Here is a 16,714-nt window from a genome sequence, read left to right on the forward strand (position 1 = left end):
TACTCCTTAATTACTTTTCTTTAAACGACAATGCTAAAGCGATTTCCAATGTACTAAATATGGAATACTGTCAACAAATTCTTGTGGTACTAACACTCCATAAAACGCTATAACAGCTAATAAGAGTATCCCCACCATCATTAAATCAATCTTTAATAATATTCTACTATCAATCTCATCTTTATGCTCCCTAATTAGCGCGTATGCAATTATAATTGGTGCGAAAGAGTTACGTTGGAACCGTTGATATTGTATCGACATAACTAAAAATGGGAGTGCTACAAGACCAGTTAACGAAATTAAGAATAACAATTTCAATTTATTTTTAATCTCAGTTGATAGGCTATTAATTTTCAAAAAATAATATCCAAGTCCTAACATTGAAAAATATGATAAAGCTATTTCTATAAGCATTATTTTTGATGAACCAGCAGCATAACTTGTGTTCAGTTTATCAAACAATTGTGTCCTAGATGAATGCAATGAAACTTTCGTTATTATATTTTTCAATAAACCACTTAAACCTGGAATAAATTGTACAATTGTTAAAATTACAAAAAAACCAATAATTAATTGTACAAAAATTTTCACATATTTTTCGCTCAAAAAGCTTAAGGGAATTATTATTAAAAATATATATCCAGATGAATGCATTGATGCGCTCAATAAGATTAATCCGATGGCAATAATAATATTTTTTACATTTTTTTTCTGTAAAAAACTTAGCCCTAATAGAGCAATAGAAATCATAAAAAAATTACGTGCCTGTGTTGCCTCATTAAAAAAAGGAAAAATTGCAAAAACCCAAACAAAAGATCCTAAATTCTTTGTAAATCTTAATATTGCAACTGTCAAAATAATAAAACTAACAATAAATAATATTAATCTAAAATCAGCATATGTCACTCCGTTTGCCGCAAAAATTCGAGAAAGCCACATATAGCCCCACTCAAATTGGTGATTATATGGTGCTAAAGAACTATTATCATAATTAATAAGATAACTAGGATAATCGGTCGTCGTCATCTTACTAGCAGCACCCGCTAGCCATGCTAATATTCCGATTCCAATGAACGGAATGATATTATTTTTTTTACCATGAACATGATCCAAAAAGAAATTGGTTACTATTGCAAATAAATATGTCATATAAACTCCTAGATAGTCATTTCTTAAACAATTAATGAAATTTGCTTATGCTGTATTCCATTTTTAATTAAATTTTATGTAAATACTAACATTATTTTTTGAATAACCTTAATATTTCCTCCAAATAGAGTAAGGTATTGTGACCGTGAATATTGGTAAAAAAACCATTCTTTTTGCCAAATATTATGGCTTCGATACCCTTCTTTTCTACAAAATATTTCAACATAGTAATTCTTTTTTTTATTTTAATAGGCGAATTTGAAAATTGTAGTTCTAATTCATTAACCAATTTGGAAAATCGATCAAATTTAACTTTATATTTTTTTAAATCAATTAACTTACTTTTTATAATTGTACTTTTTTTATGTGCATCGGCACCTCTTGTAATATTAAATGAATGCATTCTATGACCATCAGTCGCACTATCTATATATCCAATCCCATCATATAATCCAGCAACTAATGCAAGCCATGCATCATGATTAACTGCTTCTATCGGGATGTTTTTTGAAATTTCTAATAAGTTACGATTAATAATCATCGTATTACCCATTAACCAGTTATGTAGAAAAATACGTTGATATGTTGGTTTATTTTTCTTTTCTACACCACTGTAGTTCACACTTCCGTCCCCCACTACTTCAAAAAACTCGTCATAATTCGTATATACAAGCTTAGGCAGTACTTTTTCGTTAGGCAGGTGTCTAATTTCATTTAATGATATCTCAATTTTATTTGTATACCATACATCATCCTGATCTGAGAACATAACATATTCATACTGGTCTGGAACGTTATTCATTAAAATTTCAAAATTTCCTAATTGGCCCTTTTCATTAATATTTAGCGAGCTATCTAGTATCGTTATTTTAGGATCTCTTTTAAAATTATCTAAAATTTTACTGGTATTATCTTTCGAAAAATCATCTCTAATAAATAGGTGCCAATTCCCATATGATTGATTCTTAATACTTTCAATTTGCTCCATTAAAAATTTTTCACCATTGTAGGTAGCCATTAAAATTGCAACGTCACTCATAATTAGATCCTCCTAATTAGCTAAAGTGTTCAGCGAATATTTTTCTTAATTGTTCTTTCGTTTCTGAAAGGCTCTCCAATGGTAACGATATGTCGTTTATAACAACTATTTTTGCCTTGGATTTTAAGGCGCGCTTTATTTTTGAAAAATCTCCATCTTCTGGCAACTTCTCAAACTTTCCAAACGAAAATCTACGTGGTTCAAAATTCCCTTTTGAAAGTTGCCAATCGCGTGCCAACCAAATATTTACATCATTTCTAGTACGAAAACGATTTTTACTAAGTTCGGCTAACAAAGCTGGTTCTTTTTGATATATTTCTTTAAATGTACTTTTCAATAAACTACTAGGCAAATGCGGTTCATACCATCCCAGAACAGACCTATATGGTAAAACTAAGAAATTTCTTACATTTTGAAACCCGTATTGCCAATTAAATATTTTAAAGAAATTCTTCTTCAAAATATTATTTTTTGAGAACCACTTATTAATAATAAGTATATTATTAAAAGGTATTAACGAAAATTCTTCCGACGGTTGAATAAGTCCCATTAATCCTACATCCTTAGGAGTCCCATCTTGAGAAAAGAAATCTGTTGGATCTACCTTGTTAGTTATAAACGTATCGTCATTAAATACGATAAAATGTTCCGATAAATTTTTAATTCTTGGAATATTCATTTCAATGACATTCGAATTAAAAGTAGGTAAATATTCTTCAGGAATAAAATCAGAATGATCAACAATTGTTAGATTTTTCATGTCCAATGGAAACTTCGGAACTTGTTTGTCGGTAATTAAAAAAATATGGTTTACCCATGGTGCAAATTTTTTTACACCTTCAAACCACCATTTAAAAATATCATAATCTCTGAAACGTTCATCCGCATTTAAATTTTTGTTTCCCGCGTACTTATTTTTTTTATTCCGCCAGATATCATCATTTCCATCAACCCATGTCACTACAAAATCAATTTTAAAATTATCACTCATGACTAAGTTCTCCTTAATATTTATTAGTGATTTTAATATTCAGATAAAAAGTGTTAATCTATTTTCAATCTTATATTTAGAGCCAAATTCTTCGTATTCTAGCCTTAAGCTCCCCATTAAATAATTGCTTAATATAATATTGGAAATATCTGCGGATACCATTAGGCCATTTTCCTTCATTATATTTCTTTATATTTTCAATAGACAACTTTTCATCTGTTATAAACTTATTAGGTACAATTAAAAAGCTATGGTCATCATTTGATATTTCAACATCAACTTGCATTTTTCTTTTTTGTAAATGAATATATTCTATCTTTTTAGTTTTAATTTTTCCGTTATCAATATAATTCATTACTAGTTCCCCATCATGCCATCTAAACACTTGATATTGTTTTCCCTCAGAAATATCAAGTGTTATAAATCGAAATGCTTTTACCCAAATATCAGCATAATAGACCTTTTCTTTATATGGATCATATATTCTCATATCTGTGTCGGGCATAAATTTTGCAGTTCCCCAAATTTCATCAAAGTGAGTTGCGTCATCAGTTGTAAATGCCTGCTTATAATTGTACGTCCCTTTTTTATGATGATCAATTTTATATGCATTATTAATTTGATTATTATTTCTATACATTTGAAAATGTCCACGAGTATTTATTTTGTCATATTTTTTTAGTATATCCTCAGATAAAAATTTTTTTAAATCTCCAAATATAGTATCAATATCCACAAATCCCCACCAATCATATCCCGAGATGTCTTCCTCAAATATTTCACCGTAAGCCGGTTTGTAGTCATTCAACTTATACGGATTATTAATTTTTATAGGAAATGTATAATGTGATCTTATTTTCGCTTGAATATCTTTAAAGTTGACTATTTTTATTTTAACATTCGGTATGGTTGTAGATATATTTTGATCAGTATATATTAGAAAATCTATCTCATTATTATATTCCGCTGATTTTAACCATAAATCAAAATAATTTGGTAATTCTCCAAAATATATAGCTATCAATACTATTTTTGTGTTTTTAATCATTGCGAATCCTTTCAATTTATAGACAACATCGCATAATTTAAATTTTAGAATATAAACTATACATAATTTCATTTACATTCTTAATACTATATTTTTTTGATACTTCAATATTGTTTTTAACAATTTTTTCGTATTCTTTATCATTGATGCCTAGTAAATTTTCTATAGCTTTCACAAACTGGGAAATATCAGTAGGATCATCCACTACACACCCGCTGATACCATTTTCTGTGTAATCTTTGATCCCCCCTAAGTAAGTACTTACTAATGGAAGACCAGTAGCCATAGCTTCTAATCCCGCTAGTCCTAATCCTTCTCGTTTAGATGGAAAAAGAGAAAAATCTGCTATATCTAAATATTGTTTAATATTTTCAGAATAACCTGTAAAAATAATCTTTTCTTCTAATCCATACTCTTTCACTTTTTTTTCTAATAAATCTCTTTGATCTCCAACACCGCATATAATATATGTAATATCAATTTTATCTTTCAATTTATTTACTGCTTCTATTCCCACAATATGATTTTTCCGCTTAGATAATTCACCTACAGAAATCATCACTTTACTATTCTTACTTATCTTTAAATCAGTTTTCAATTCATCGATATTAGTTGATTGTTCTCGTAATTGTTCCCATTTTATTCCAACGCCAGGCACATGTAAAACTTCTTTTATACCAAAAGATTTTCCAATTGAGTAATCTTCATTGTTGATTGTTATTAAAATATCCGTATATTTAGATAAGTAACGTTCTATAGGATAAAATAATATCCAATCTTTTTTCGGCCCGCCCTTAAAGAACTGAAAGCCATGTGCCGTATAAACAATTTTAGTTTCTTTATTATTTTTAAAAACTAATCTAGTTAATACACTTCCCATCGGTGAATGGCAATGCACAAAATTATAGGTAGTTGTACTTGCTAATTTTTCAAGCTGATTATATGCTTTTTTATTTGCTTTTATTGAACCAATTCCTCTTAAAAAGTCAATTTGATGACAAATTATATTTTTTCCTTCAAGCTTCTTTTTTAAGGAATTAGCCATATCATCTGGTATAGTTCCAGCGGAATAAAAGTTAGTTGCAACTTCCACATTATATCCTAATTCTTGTAATATTCTGATATTATCCATATTAAATTGTTCAATCATTGAAGCAACCGACGCAACGATTAAAACTTTTTTCATTTCTTATCCTCCATTAAAATTTTCGTTATCGTATTTTCTAATGTAAGTCCTAATGTATATTCGAAAGAGCACTCGCTAATTTTTTTATCATAAACTTTACTACCATATATTTTATTAAAAACACGAAACTTCCTTGATAATAGAGAAATAAGCGGATTAAAAATAGAGATAAAGTATACTTTCTTTCTTAATAATTTCCTTGTTACTTTGATTACATCGCTTGTAGAAACATATTCTTTATTTTGAGGGAAATAAAGGCCTGATGCATCATTAATAATTATCTGTTTGATAAATTCTGTTAATACATCTACATAAATCATACTTCGTTCATTGTTAATACTTGGGAAAATCAGGGATTTCTCAGCTAACTTCAGTAGCCTTGGAAAATTACCCTTACTATTCGGTCCGTAAACCATCGGAGTTCTGATAACAACCGTTTTAAAGTTATCGTCTGCTAATTTTTGAATTTCTACATCTGCCTGTAGCTTACTATCACCATAAAAATCAATTGGGTTCATTATTGTCTCTCGAGTAATTATATTAGTATTTTGTAGTCCATTTTTTTCACCATATACTATCATACTTGATAAAAAAATAAATTGTTTCACTCCCTCAGATTTAGCTTTTTTAGCCAAATTAATTGCGAGATCTCTATTTACTTTATAATATTGATCCTCCATACTCGGATCCGAAGATACATGTGCAATACCCGCAACATTAAGTACTACATCATATAGACCAAAATTTTTTCCTCTCCATTTATCATCTCGAACGCTCATCATATCAACTGATATATCTTCCGATTCTGATTTATTAATCCAGCTTTTAAATGCCCCTCCAATATAACTATGTGCACCGGTTATCAAAACTCGTTTAGTCATCACTCTTACCTTCCTTTACACCATCACTCTTTAAAACTGATGTAATTGTTCCAAAAAAAATTTTTAAATCTTCTGAAAAAGATAAAAGTTGCACGTAATCACCATCAATTTTTGATTTCTCAGCAATAGATAATTCATCTCTCCCACTAATTTGTGCTAATCCAGTTAACCCTGGGTAAACGTTATTAGCGCCGTACTTTTCACGTTCGTTAATTAAATCTTCTTGACTCCAAAGTGCTGGTCGAGGACCAACGATACTCATCTTACCTGTTAAAATATTAATAATTTGTGGTAATTCGTCAAGACTCGTTTTTCGTAAAATTTTACCCGAGCGAGTAATGAAAGCATCCGGATCTTTCAATAAGTGAGTAGGTACATCAGGTGTATCAGTTCTCATCGTCCTAAATTTTAAAATACCAAAGTAGGTTTTATTAATACTTACCCGCTTTTGTACAAAGAAAATAGGGCCTTTCGAATCGACTTTAACAATAATTGCGATAATTAAAAAAATAGGCGATAAAAGTACAAGGCCTACTAAAGAAATAACAAAATCAATTGTTCTTTTAAAATATTTTTTATACATTAACGCATACCTTCCGAATCAATTGAGGGTTCACCATTATGAGTATGTGCATATCTAATAACTTCTTTTTTCAAAGCAGTACCAGTTAACGGCTCTACACTCTTAACAAAACTCATAATTTCATCAATCTTGTATGGTGTTACTTTACCCAAGAAAATTTTTTCAAATACTTGCTCTTGCTGTTTTTCACTACTTACTAATAATTCTTCATACAGTTTCTCTCCAGGTCTCATACCTGACTCAACAATATCAATATCGTTTTCAGTATATCCACTTAATTTAATCATTTTTCGTGCTAAATCAACAATTTTAACCGGTTTACCCATATCTAAGATAAATAGTTCTCCACCTTTAGATAGCGTCCCCGCTTGAATCACTAAACGGCTAGCTTCAGGAATTGTCATAAAGAATCTTGTCATTCTAAGATCAGTAACAGTAACTGGTCCACCTTTAGCTATCTGTTTCTTAAACAGTGGTACAACACTACCACGGCTACCAAGAACATTACCAAAACGAACAACGGCGAATTTTGTATGACCTGGTTCATTCAAACTAGTTACAATCATTTCAGCGAGACGTTTCGTTGCCCCCATAATATTAGGCGGATTTACTGCTTTATCAGTTGAAATCATTACAAATGATTTCACATTTGCAGACTTAGCAGCTTCAGCAACATTTTTCGTACCATAAACATTATTTTTAATGGCTTCAGTTGGGTTAGCTTCCATTAATGGTACATGTTTGTGTGCTGCAGCATGATAGACTATTTCTGGTTTATATTGTGCCATTAAGTCAAAAATATGTGCCCGGTCTTGAACATCCGCAATAATCGGCACAATTTCAATTTTCCCAGCATAAAGATTTTTTAATTCTTGATGAATCAAATAAATTGAATTTTCTCCATGTCCTAGTAAAATTAGTCGTTTAGGACCAAATTTGCTAACCTGTCGACAAATTTCTGAACCAATAGAGCCACCCGCTCCTGTAACTAAAATTGTTTTACCATATATTTTGCTTTCAATCTTAGCCATATCAAGTTTAATCTCTTGTCGACCCAGTAAATCAACAACGTCAATCTCATGCATTTTTCTAGAATCACTATTGTCTTCTAACATATCTTCAAAACTTGACATGCGATTAATTTTAACTTTTAGAGGATTTAAAATATCTAACAAGTCCTCGTAATTATGGGGACTTAATGAAGGAATAGCAATTGAGACCTGTTCAACATCGTATTCTTCGACAATCATTGGAATTTCTTGGAAAGTTCCCAAAACTTTCTTACCCATCATCCACATTTTTTGTTTTTGAATATCATTATCGACGTATCCAATAACATTCAAGTCGGCATTATCTCTTTGTATTCTTTCCATTAAAGCTTCTGCGCCATCCCCTGCACCGACTATTAATGTTGTAATTAATGTTTCTGATTCTTCATTATTAAAGATATTTTCAACAAGATAGCGCCATGCAAATCGGCTGCCACCAATAAAAAGGAGGGCCAGTAAATAAGTTAATATTCCAAAACGAATACTATAATTTGAACTTATGAAAAAATAACTAATATTACTAATAACTGCTGTAATTGTTATTGCAATAAAAATTGCAATTATTTCTTTAAAGCTAGCATACCTATTAATTTTAGAAAAGAGGTTTAATGAGTATCCAATTATTAGGTATAAAATCAAACATATACACCCAAATTCCAATAAATCAGAGTTACTAAAACTAATATACGGCCCTAAAAATAACCTCGATAATGAAATTGAAACTACCCAAATCAAACTATCCAATCCAGTTAAAACAACCTGTTTACTTTTCCTAGTCACCTATAATCCCTGCTTCCTTAAATTATCCTACGTCTACTTAATTATTATTTATAATAGCCATAATACCCACCATAATAACCTGACTCATCACTACCTGAAACATCATTCAAAATCGTCCCAATGATTCTTGCATGAACGGTATCTAATAATTCTTTTGCTTTCAAAACGGCACCTTTATTTGCCACACCTTGTCTCACAACTAAAATTGTACCATCAACTTTTGTTGCAACAATTTGTGCATCTGTTACAGAAATTAATGGTGGTGTATCGATGATAACCATATCCATTTGTTCAGCGACAGCTGTAATTAAAGAATCCATCCGTTTTGTATTCAATAATTCTGAAGGGTTCGGTGGAGTAGGACCTGCAGGCATAACATATAAATTTTCAATTGGTGTTTCTTCAACTGCTTTTGCAACATCAATACTTTTTTCAGTCAAACAATTTGTAAGCCCGGTTTCATTACTCAAACCAAAAGTTTGATGCGCAGTTGGTCTACGCATATCGGCATCAATTAACAATACTTTCAGTCCTTGATTAGCATATGTTACAGCAAGATTAGTTATAACTGTTGACTTGCCTTCTGATGGACCTGATGATGTCGCCATAATAACTTTCATTTCTTTATCAACACTTGAAAATTGGATATTCGTACGTACAGTCCTAAATTGTTCTGCAATCGTTGATGTTGGTTGAGTAACAGTAATTAATCCAACACCGTTATCAATACTATCAGTTGATAACTTTTTATCTTTTTTTAATAAACTCATCATTCAATAACCCCTTATCTATTTTAATTAGTATGCTTTCTTTTTCTTGGTGTTGATTGTCCAAAAAGTCCTTGACTCTTATTAGTTTCGTCAATATGGTTAATCATACCTAAGTTTGAAAGACCAAGATCTGTCAAAAAATCAGCGTTTTTAACTGTTTTATCAAAAAGTTCTATTGCGAATGCAATCCCAATTCCGATAAGCCCCCCTAGTAACAGACCTATTAATACATTCATCTTTTTATTAGGTGATACTGCATTAGGTTTTGCAACTGCATCAGCAACAATTGTTACATTATTAACTTTCATCACTTTTTTTATTTTATTTTTAAACGTATCAGCAACAGAGTTTGCAATATCAGCCGCGCGATATGCATTAGTATCTTTAACAGTTACACTAAAAACCTGTGAATTTTCTTGATTTGATATACTTATCTGATTTTTTAAATCATCACTCGTACCAACGAAATTATCTTTTTTAGCAATTTCTTTTCTCACAGGATCTAGTACAATTTTATTTTGAATAATGTCTTTATACGTATTAATCATTTGGACATCTGCTTGCTGTGTATTGTAAGCAGCCCCTACATTATTGGCAGTTTCTGTTCTATTAACTAATATTTGAACAGTCGAGTTATATTTTGGCGTCATAAAGAACATGGTTACAAAAAATGCTAATAGTGCCCCCGCAATTATTAACCCAATAATTAATTTAAGATGTTTCTTTAAAATGCTAAAAACTTGTTCAAGATTGATTGTCTCTTCCATTGATATAATTCTCCTAGTCTAAGTCTAATTGTTTTCTGATCATGTTGGATACTTTCGTTACTTGTGCTGATGGAACAACTTCATACGACACACCATTTATCATTTGTGATTGTCCTTGAAGTTGAACATCTTTAATTGTGCCTATAGCACTACGATACTGAGTCACTATTTTTTTCATATCAGAAAATTTCAAATTTGTTTTCATATTGCTCTCAAGTACACTCAAAATTGCTTGATAATTTGTGACACCATCAATAGAAGCTATTTTTTTACCTAATTCAGTCACAACCGAGCGTTGTCTTTTTTGACGCCCGTAATCACCATTAGGATCAGAATGTCTCATTCTAGAAAAGTCTAAAACATTACTTTCAGTTAACTCAATATCACCTTTTACGTATTGATGCCTTCCCGCTGAAAAAGCAAATGGATTATTGACCGTAATTGGACCAACGGCACCCGTTAATTCTTCCAGGCCCTTCATATTCATCTGAACATAGTAATCAATTGGAATATTTAAATAGTTTTGAATAGTATCCATCGCTAAGGAAACATCCCCATAAGCATATGCAGCATTTAATTTATTATCTGTCCCGTGACCTGTAATCGGAATCTTCGTATCACGAGGTAAACTCGTTAATGTCGTCAAGTTTGTTTTAGGATTAATTGTCGCAACCATCATTGTATCCGATCGACCTTGATCTGTTCTCCCATCTTCGCCCGTATCAACACCCAAAATTAAAACTGAGAAAGGCGCCTCTTTATCAAGAGAGACACTCCCGGTTGTTCGTTTACTTTTAACATTTACTTTTTGATATGTATTATCTACAACGTCTTTTGCATCTAGATAAACCTTCGCCATCAACACACCACCAATAACCAATAGTGCGGCAACGACGATTCCGACACCAATCCCCCATTTTTTCAGTGTACTCATTTTTTTCTTTTTATGATGATGCTTCTTGTGGCTACCTTGGTGTTTAATATTATCTTCACTCATAATTAATTACCCCTAAATTTTTTAGATGTATACAATGACACAATAATTTATTATACATGTTACCAGACTTAAATGAAACTTAAAATCGTTTGTCTAATCATTGTTTAATCTTATTGTCAACTGATATGATATTCTAAACATTTTGACCACGCTTTCAAAGTTGTAGTGCTCTACACTTTTAATTATACGTTATATTTAAAAGTATTATATTTCATTTTTAATACAGAAAAAGAACATCATTAATTATGTTCTCTTTTTGAAGTCCCTATTACTTGTTAAAACTATATCATAACTTAATTTCTTTTTTATAATCAGTGATTTTTATAAAAACAGCACTAACGCAACTAATTATCCAAGTGGCTAGAACGATGATTAAACTAATTCTTGTTATTATTTTCGTATGATAACCAATGACTAACCTATTTGTACCTATTTTAGTTGCTTTAACGGTTGGACTACCCATAGTTGACAAGGTCATTTTTTTAGGATCAAGGCTATTACCATTTAATTGAACAGTTGAATTATTATAGACTATCGCGGGTAAAGAAATCTCATTTCCTTTTTTTGTTGCGTTCCAACTCAGACTTAACTTTCCTTCACTATTAATCGTTTTACTTACTTCATCTTTATTTTTTTTCATGTCTAATCGATAATCATGATAAGGACGTTCACTTAATACTCGATTATTAGGTAAATAGTCTGGCGATGCCTTGGTAATCAACTTTAAACCATCATCTAGATTTGAACTCATAAATGCTTTGGTAATCTGTTCGTTACTCGTATTATCTGCGATATCAACATTATTGGGAGAAACTATCGACTGATTAGTATGCCATGCTTCATTACTTTTTTGAATTTCTAAATACGATTGTACTCCGACAACAAGACCTCCAACAATTAAGAATAGATCAATATACTTCCGATAATTTTTAAATGAACTACTTGATAGTGTTGCACTAAAACCCGCTAATAATAAAACTACAGCGAACCCTTCAAAGCGACGTGGGTATTGCAAGAAACTTTGTATTGATGGGATAACCTGGGCTAAATCCGTCCAAGGAACTAATTTTGACGTTAAGACTAAGAAAACTAAACCTAAACTAGTTACTACTTTATTAGTAACCGTAAATTTTGCTTGTTTTATAAACAATAAACTAATTTGTACTACAAATATGAAGCTCATAACCAAACCAATTTTAGTAAGCGTTGGCCCCCCCATCGATAAATTCATAGTTGAATTGGACATCATCACATTAACGTGCGGTGCGTATAATTTATTGTTTGCGAAAACATCTAACATGGCACCCCAAACATTAAATGTCAGAACTAACGATAATAACCCCGCCCAAAAACAGGTTAATAATAGTTTCGATTTTTGATTCGTTTGAATAAAACCAACTATAAAAAAAACGAATAGGACACCAATCGACATCAAGGCACTTAAAACATGTACCTGTATCATTACCGACATGGTTAACGCTAAGGGTAGAATTCGCAATCCTTCTGCGTTATTTTTGATCATTTTAACACCCATTAAAACAACTAGTGGCACTAGCATGATACCCCAAGCCATAAAATTTTGCTCAGTTGACCATCGCGCAATCCACAAGCTACCCATAAAAAGAACAGCCATTAATAGTGAGATATCTTTGGTCGAAGTTATTTCTTTAGCTAGTAAATACATTGAGTAACCACTAATAAAGAAAATTAAAAAAGAAGAAATAACCTGAAAATTAAACCAACTATGTACGAGTAGTAGCAACCCACCTAGCAGATAAGCAAATCCAGGCCCATACACAGCATTGATAATCCGACCACTTTGTTGAAACCCGTAATTTGTTTGGAAATAGTTAAAATTGCCTGTTTTAAATTGCATATAGATATCGTAAATACGATTAAAATGAAATAAAGAATCAGAACCTAAAACTAAACTATGTGCGAGTATCTGAGGTAAGACTAAAAACAAGCTCACACTAAACATAACAATAAATACACCGACATGATTTTTTAAATTAATCGACTTATTTTTCAATTAACTTACCTCCCCTAACGATTTATAATATTTTATTTTTTCTTACTAAATCGACTTTTATATTGCTTAAATAAGCTATTTAGCTGAATAGATTGTGCTTCAACTTCACCATGTCGAACAATAGCAATCGATGCATTAAGAACAGCACCTAGCATGATTATCCATGCCCCAAAATCCAGCCAGAATAACATAATCATTACTGTTCCGATTGCACCATAACTACTAAAAGCGCCACCGAAATACTGCACGTATATCGAAAATACTTGGGTCAATAAAATCCACCCAATGGTTGTCAAAATTGCCCCTGGTAAAACTGCCCTGAACCTAAGTCTTGCACTAGGTAATATCCGATAAAGTAATAAAATAATAATAAAAATACCGATTAAGGCGACAGGCCATTTAACCGTGGTAATCACAGTTAAAAATTCTCCCGGCAAATGTAAAATGGGTGTCAACACCTCAACTACTATTTGACTGAACCCAAAGAACAAAATAATAGCACCTAAGGAGATAACTAACCCAATCGTTAACACAAACGATACAATTCGCCCAACAATTGGATTTTGCTTCGTTTCAACACTATAGGCATGGTTGAAACTTTTCTTCAATGCATTAATCCCCTTACTTGTCGTCCATAACGTTACGACAGCACCAATTGACAATAATCCACCATTTCCATTTTTCAGAAACGATTCAATAAACGGTGCTAAAATGCTATATATCGCGGATGGCATCACAACTTTTACATATTCTAAAATAACGGACACCTTTAAATGAAGCATTGGTATTAAATTACCAATAAAAATAATTGCTGGAAAAATCGATAATAACGTATAGTACGCAATAATAACCGAAGAATTACTAACATCGGCATTAATAAATTGTGTTTTAAATATTTTAATAAACTGAACGAACTTACTTTTCATACGATTCCTCCGCGAAATACATCTATATAAGAATAAATTGTATCACATTTAGACAAAAAAATAGATTGAGCATTTAAAATCAGCCCAATCTTCTAATTTTATTATAATTTTTTAGATAACTCTTTAATGTATTCTCTAAGTTCATCCTTAACTTCTGGATGTTTCAAACCAAAATCAATACTTGTTTTTAAATAACCGAATTTATTTCCAACATCATAACGATCACCTTTAAATTCATGCGCGAATACACGTTGCACTTTATTTAAACGATCAATAGCATCAGTCAATTGGACTTCATTACCTTCACCAGGTTCTTGTGTTTCTAACATCCCGAAGATTTCTGGTGTTAACAAGTAACGACCAATAATAGCTAAATCACTTGGTGCTTCATCAACAGCTGGTTTTTCAACAAATTTTTCAACATCATATAGCCCTTTTGACACTTCACTTTGTGGTGCAATAACCCCATATTTTGATACTTCTTTATGTGGGACTTCCATTACAGCCAATGTTGAAGCATGTGTTTCTTCATAGCGATCCATCAATTGTTTTGTTAATGGTACCTTATCTTGCATGATATCATCACCCAACATAACAACAAAGGGTTCATCACCAACAAAGTCTTTAGCCATTAAAACAGCATCCCCTAAACCTCTAGGATGTGACTGGCGAATAAAGAACAAATTAATATCAGTTGTTTGCTCAACCATTTTTAATTGTTCTAATTTACCTTTAGCTTTAAGATTAGCTTCCAATTCAGGTACTGAATCAAAATGATCTTCAATTGGGCGTTTCCCTTTACCCGTAACAATTAAAATATCTTCAATCCCTGCTGCTTTAGCTTCTTCAACAATGTACTGTATCGTTGGTTTATCCACGATAGGTAACATTTCTTTAGCCATTGCTTTTGTTGCTGGTAAAAATCTAGTTCCCAAACCTGCTGCAGGTATAATTGCTTTTCTAACTTTCATAATTAACTTCTCCTTTTTTTCTTTATACGATATACAAAATCCCATTAATTTATCTCAAACTCTACGAATATTACAATTCTATCATGAATCCGCTACATTATACAAAAAAACTGCTAAACAATTAAGTTAGCAGTTCATTGTAGCTATCTATTTTATAAATATTTCGCATCAAATTCTGGATCTTGAGAGGTTAAAATCTTAGGACCATCTTTTGTGATAACAATAACATGTTCATATTGACACGACAAACTACCGTCAGCAGTTCTTGTTGTCCAACCGTTAGGATCATCACTTTCTGATTCCCAACCGCCAATATTAATCATGGGTTCAATAGTAATTGTCATCCCTTCTTTAAGACGTAATCCTTTACCAGCTTGACCATAATGAGGTACGGAAGGACTTTCATGCATGGTAGGTCCAATGCCATGTCCAACGTATTCGCGAACATCACCATAGCCCATTTGGTCTTCAGTATAAGTTTGGATAGCATGACCAATATCACCAATACGGTTACCAATAACGGCTTGATCAATTCCTAAGTAAAGGGCTTTATGCGTTACTGCCATTAATTTATCAATTTCTGGTGTAGATTCACCAACAACATAACTCCAACAAGAATCGCTCATTGCGCCATGTAAACTAACAACTGTATCTACTTTAACTAAATCATTATCTTTTAAAATTAACCCTTTACGTGGGAAAGCATGACAAATTTCATCATTAATGCTGACACAAGTCGCATATTTATAGCCTTCAAAGCCAATTTGTTCAGCAACACCACCATGGCTTTCAATATACTTACGTGAGAAAGTTTCAATTTCCCAACTAGAAATACCTGGTTTTATAATATCTCGTAATCCCTTATGCATCCCTGCAATAATAGCACCTGAAGCACGCATTTCTTCAATTTCGCGTTCTGATTTTAATGTGATCATTTAATTTGTTTCCTCCTATAATAAATAATTCTTCTCAACTATTATACCGCAATTGTATAGAATTTGTTACGAGATACTCAATTCCTTTCACAATCGTTTTTTTATCTGATATACTTTAACTACTATTTTAATATGGAAGAAGGAATTTAGTTTGGTTTCAGCTAAAGTTATTTTTGCAACAATTACAGGTAATAATGAAGACATCGCTGACATTATTACCGAAGCATTTGAAAATTTAGGTGCAACAGTTGAGATGGAAGAAATCTCACAATCAGATGCATCTGATTTAACTAACTTCGATATCAGCGTTGTCGTTCCTTATACTTATGACGAAGGCTCACTTCCTGATGAAGGCATGGACTTTTATGAAGACTTACAGGAGCTTGATTTAACCGGTAAATTATTCGGTGTTGCCGGTTCTGGCGATACATTTTATGGTGAGTTTTTTGGAACTGCTGTTGATAAGTTTGGTTCAGCTTTCGAAGAAGCAGGCGCAACAAAGGGTTCAGCTAATCTAAAAATCGATTTAGCACCTGAAGAAGAAGATATCACTAAATTAGAAGCTTTTGCTAAAGAGCTATTTGATAAAGTAACTAGCAGTGAAAACTAG

16 protein-coding genes are annotated in these 16,714 nt (G+C 31.8%); 1 reads left to right on the top strand and 15 read right to left on the bottom strand.

The annotated features are described in order from the left end of the window. Positions 1-33: 33 nt before the first annotated feature. The 15 genes from AC1RP4_RS04475 to map form a co-directional block, all read right to left on the bottom strand. Complete coding sequence (locus AC1RP4_RS04475) at positions 34-1,149, bottom strand: EpsG family protein (protein ID WP_481761536.1); 1,116 nt, start codon at positions 1,147-1,149, stop codon at positions 34-36. 91 nt (positions 1,150-1,240) lie between these two features. Next, the gene (locus tag AC1RP4_RS04480) at positions 1,241-2,188 is read right to left on the bottom strand and encodes a glycosyltransferase (protein WP_481761537.1); all 948 of its coding nucleotides are present in this window, start codon (positions 2,186-2,188) and stop codon (positions 1,241-1,243) included. A 16-nt stretch (positions 2,189-2,204) separates the two neighbouring features. Beyond that, positions 2,205-3,179, bottom strand: a complete 975-nt coding sequence (locus AC1RP4_RS04485) for a Stealth CR1 domain-containing protein (protein ID WP_481761538.1) — start codon at positions 3,177-3,179, stop codon at positions 2,205-2,207. Between the two features lie 76 nt (positions 3,180-3,255). Then, on the bottom strand, positions 3,256-4,227 hold the full coding sequence (locus AC1RP4_RS04490) for a DUF6625 family protein (RefSeq protein WP_481761539.1): 972 nt from the start codon (positions 4,225-4,227) through the stop codon (positions 3,256-3,258). A gap of 37 nt (positions 4,228-4,264) precedes the next feature. Beyond that, positions 4,265-5,413: a glycosyltransferase gene (locus AC1RP4_RS04495; protein WP_481761540.1), complete on the bottom strand. Its 1,149-nt coding sequence runs from the start codon at positions 5,411-5,413 to the stop codon at positions 4,265-4,267. Next, positions 5,410-6,294, bottom strand: coding sequence for an NAD-dependent epimerase/dehydratase family protein (locus AC1RP4_RS04500; protein ID WP_481761541.1), 885 nt, complete (start codon positions 6,292-6,294; stop codon positions 5,410-5,412). The genes AC1RP4_RS04495 and AC1RP4_RS04500 overlap by 4 nt, the downstream gene beginning before the upstream one ends. After that, positions 6,287-6,877 carry a sugar transferase gene (locus AC1RP4_RS04505; protein WP_481761542.1) on the bottom strand — a complete coding sequence of 197 codons (591 nt, stop codon included), beginning with the start codon at positions 6,875-6,877 and terminating at the stop codon, positions 6,287-6,289. Before AC1RP4_RS04505 ends, AC1RP4_RS04500 begins: the two co-directional genes overlap by 8 nt. Continuing rightward, positions 6,877-8,706 carry a polysaccharide biosynthesis protein gene (locus AC1RP4_RS04510; protein ID WP_481761543.1) on the bottom strand — a complete coding sequence of 610 codons (1,830 nt, stop codon included), beginning with the start codon at positions 8,704-8,706 and terminating at the stop codon, positions 6,877-6,879. Before AC1RP4_RS04510 ends, AC1RP4_RS04505 begins: the two co-directional genes overlap by 1 nt. 44 nt (positions 8,707-8,750) lie before the next feature. Further along, positions 8,751-9,476, bottom strand: coding sequence for a CpsD/CapB family tyrosine-protein kinase (locus tag AC1RP4_RS04515; RefSeq protein WP_481761629.1), 726 nt, complete (start codon positions 9,474-9,476; stop codon positions 8,751-8,753). 23 nt (positions 9,477-9,499) lie between these two features. Further along, entirely contained in the window at positions 9,500-10,243 is a 744-nt protein-coding gene (locus AC1RP4_RS04520; RefSeq protein WP_481761544.1) for a YveK family protein, read from the bottom strand. Positions 10,244-10,256: 13 nt separating this feature from the next. Then, positions 10,257-11,240 (bottom strand): LCP family glycopolymer transferase, encoded by a 984-nt coding sequence (locus AC1RP4_RS04525; protein WP_481761545.1) that lies wholly within the window; start codon positions 11,238-11,240, stop codon positions 10,257-10,259. A gap of 286 nt (positions 11,241-11,526) precedes the next feature. Next, positions 11,527-13,272, bottom strand: a complete 1,746-nt coding sequence (locus tag AC1RP4_RS04530) for an MFS transporter (RefSeq protein WP_481761546.1) — start codon at positions 13,270-13,272, stop codon at positions 11,527-11,529. A gap of 32 nt (positions 13,273-13,304) precedes the next feature. After that, the gene (locus AC1RP4_RS04535) at positions 13,305-14,198 is read right to left on the bottom strand and encodes a YihY/virulence factor BrkB family protein (RefSeq protein WP_481761547.1); all 894 of its coding nucleotides are present in this window, start codon (positions 14,196-14,198) and stop codon (positions 13,305-13,307) included. Between the two features lie 101 nt (positions 14,199-14,299). Continuing rightward, the gene (gene galU, locus AC1RP4_RS04540) at positions 14,300-15,169 is read right to left on the bottom strand and encodes a UTP--glucose-1-phosphate uridylyltransferase GalU (protein ID WP_481761548.1); all 870 of its coding nucleotides are present in this window, start codon (positions 15,167-15,169) and stop codon (positions 14,300-14,302) included. A 152-nt stretch (positions 15,170-15,321) separates the two neighbouring features. Continuing rightward, complete coding sequence (gene map / locus AC1RP4_RS04545; RefSeq protein ID WP_409022111.1) at positions 15,322-16,104, bottom strand: type I methionyl aminopeptidase; 783 nt, start codon at positions 16,102-16,104, stop codon at positions 15,322-15,324. 151 nt (positions 16,105-16,255) lie between these two features. Between map and AC1RP4_RS04550 the strand changes: the two genes are divergently transcribed. Then, positions 16,256-16,714 (top strand): flavodoxin, encoded by a 459-nt coding sequence (locus AC1RP4_RS04550; RefSeq protein ID WP_481761549.1) that lies wholly within the window; start codon positions 16,256-16,258, stop codon positions 16,712-16,714.

The sequence above is a fragment of the Dellaglioa sp. CoH-56-MRSF-10 genome (genome assembly GCF_056782175.1).

Coding starts and splice junctions, on each gene's coding strand:
- AC1RP4_RS04475 (WP_481761536.1), bottom strand. CDS start 1,149: ATGACATATTTATTTGCAATAGTAACCAATTTCTTTTTGGATCATGTT.
- AC1RP4_RS04480 (WP_481761537.1), bottom strand. CDS start 2,188: ATGAGTGACGTTGCAATTTTAATGGCTACCTACAATGGTGAAAAATTT.
- AC1RP4_RS04485 (WP_481761538.1), bottom strand. CDS start 3,179: ATGAGTGATAATTTTAAAATTGATTTTGTAGTGACATGGGTTGATGGA.
- AC1RP4_RS04490 (WP_481761539.1), bottom strand. CDS start 4,227: ATGATTAAAAACACAAAAATAGTATTGATAGCTATATATTTTGGAGAA.
- AC1RP4_RS04495 (WP_481761540.1), bottom strand. CDS start 5,413: ATGAAAAAAGTTTTAATCGTTGCGTCGGTTGCTTCAATGATTGAACAA.
- AC1RP4_RS04500 (WP_481761541.1), bottom strand. CDS start 6,294: ATGACTAAACGAGTTTTGATAACCGGTGCACATAGTTATATTGGAGGG.
- AC1RP4_RS04505 (WP_481761542.1), bottom strand. CDS start 6,877: ATGTATAAAAAATATTTTAAAAGAACAATTGATTTTGTTATTTCTTTA.
- AC1RP4_RS04515 (WP_481761629.1), bottom strand. CDS start 9,476: ATGAGTTTATTAAAAAAAGATAAAAAGTTATCAACTGATAGTATTGAT.
- AC1RP4_RS04520 (WP_481761544.1), bottom strand. CDS start 10,243: ATGGAAGAGACAATCAATCTTGAACAAGTTTTTAGCATTTTAAAGAAA.
- AC1RP4_RS04525 (WP_481761545.1), bottom strand. CDS start 11,240: ATGAGTGAAGATAATATTAAACACCAAGGTAGCCACAAGAAGCATCAT.
- AC1RP4_RS04535 (WP_481761547.1), bottom strand. CDS start 14,198: ATGAAAAGTAAGTTCGTTCAGTTTATTAAAATATTTAAAACACAATTT.
- galU (WP_481761548.1), bottom strand. CDS start 15,169: ATGAAAGTTAGAAAAGCAATTATACCTGCAGCAGGTTTGGGAACTAGA.
- map (WP_409022111.1), bottom strand. CDS start 16,104: ATGATCACATTAAAATCAGAACGCGAAATTGAAGAAATGCGTGCTTCA.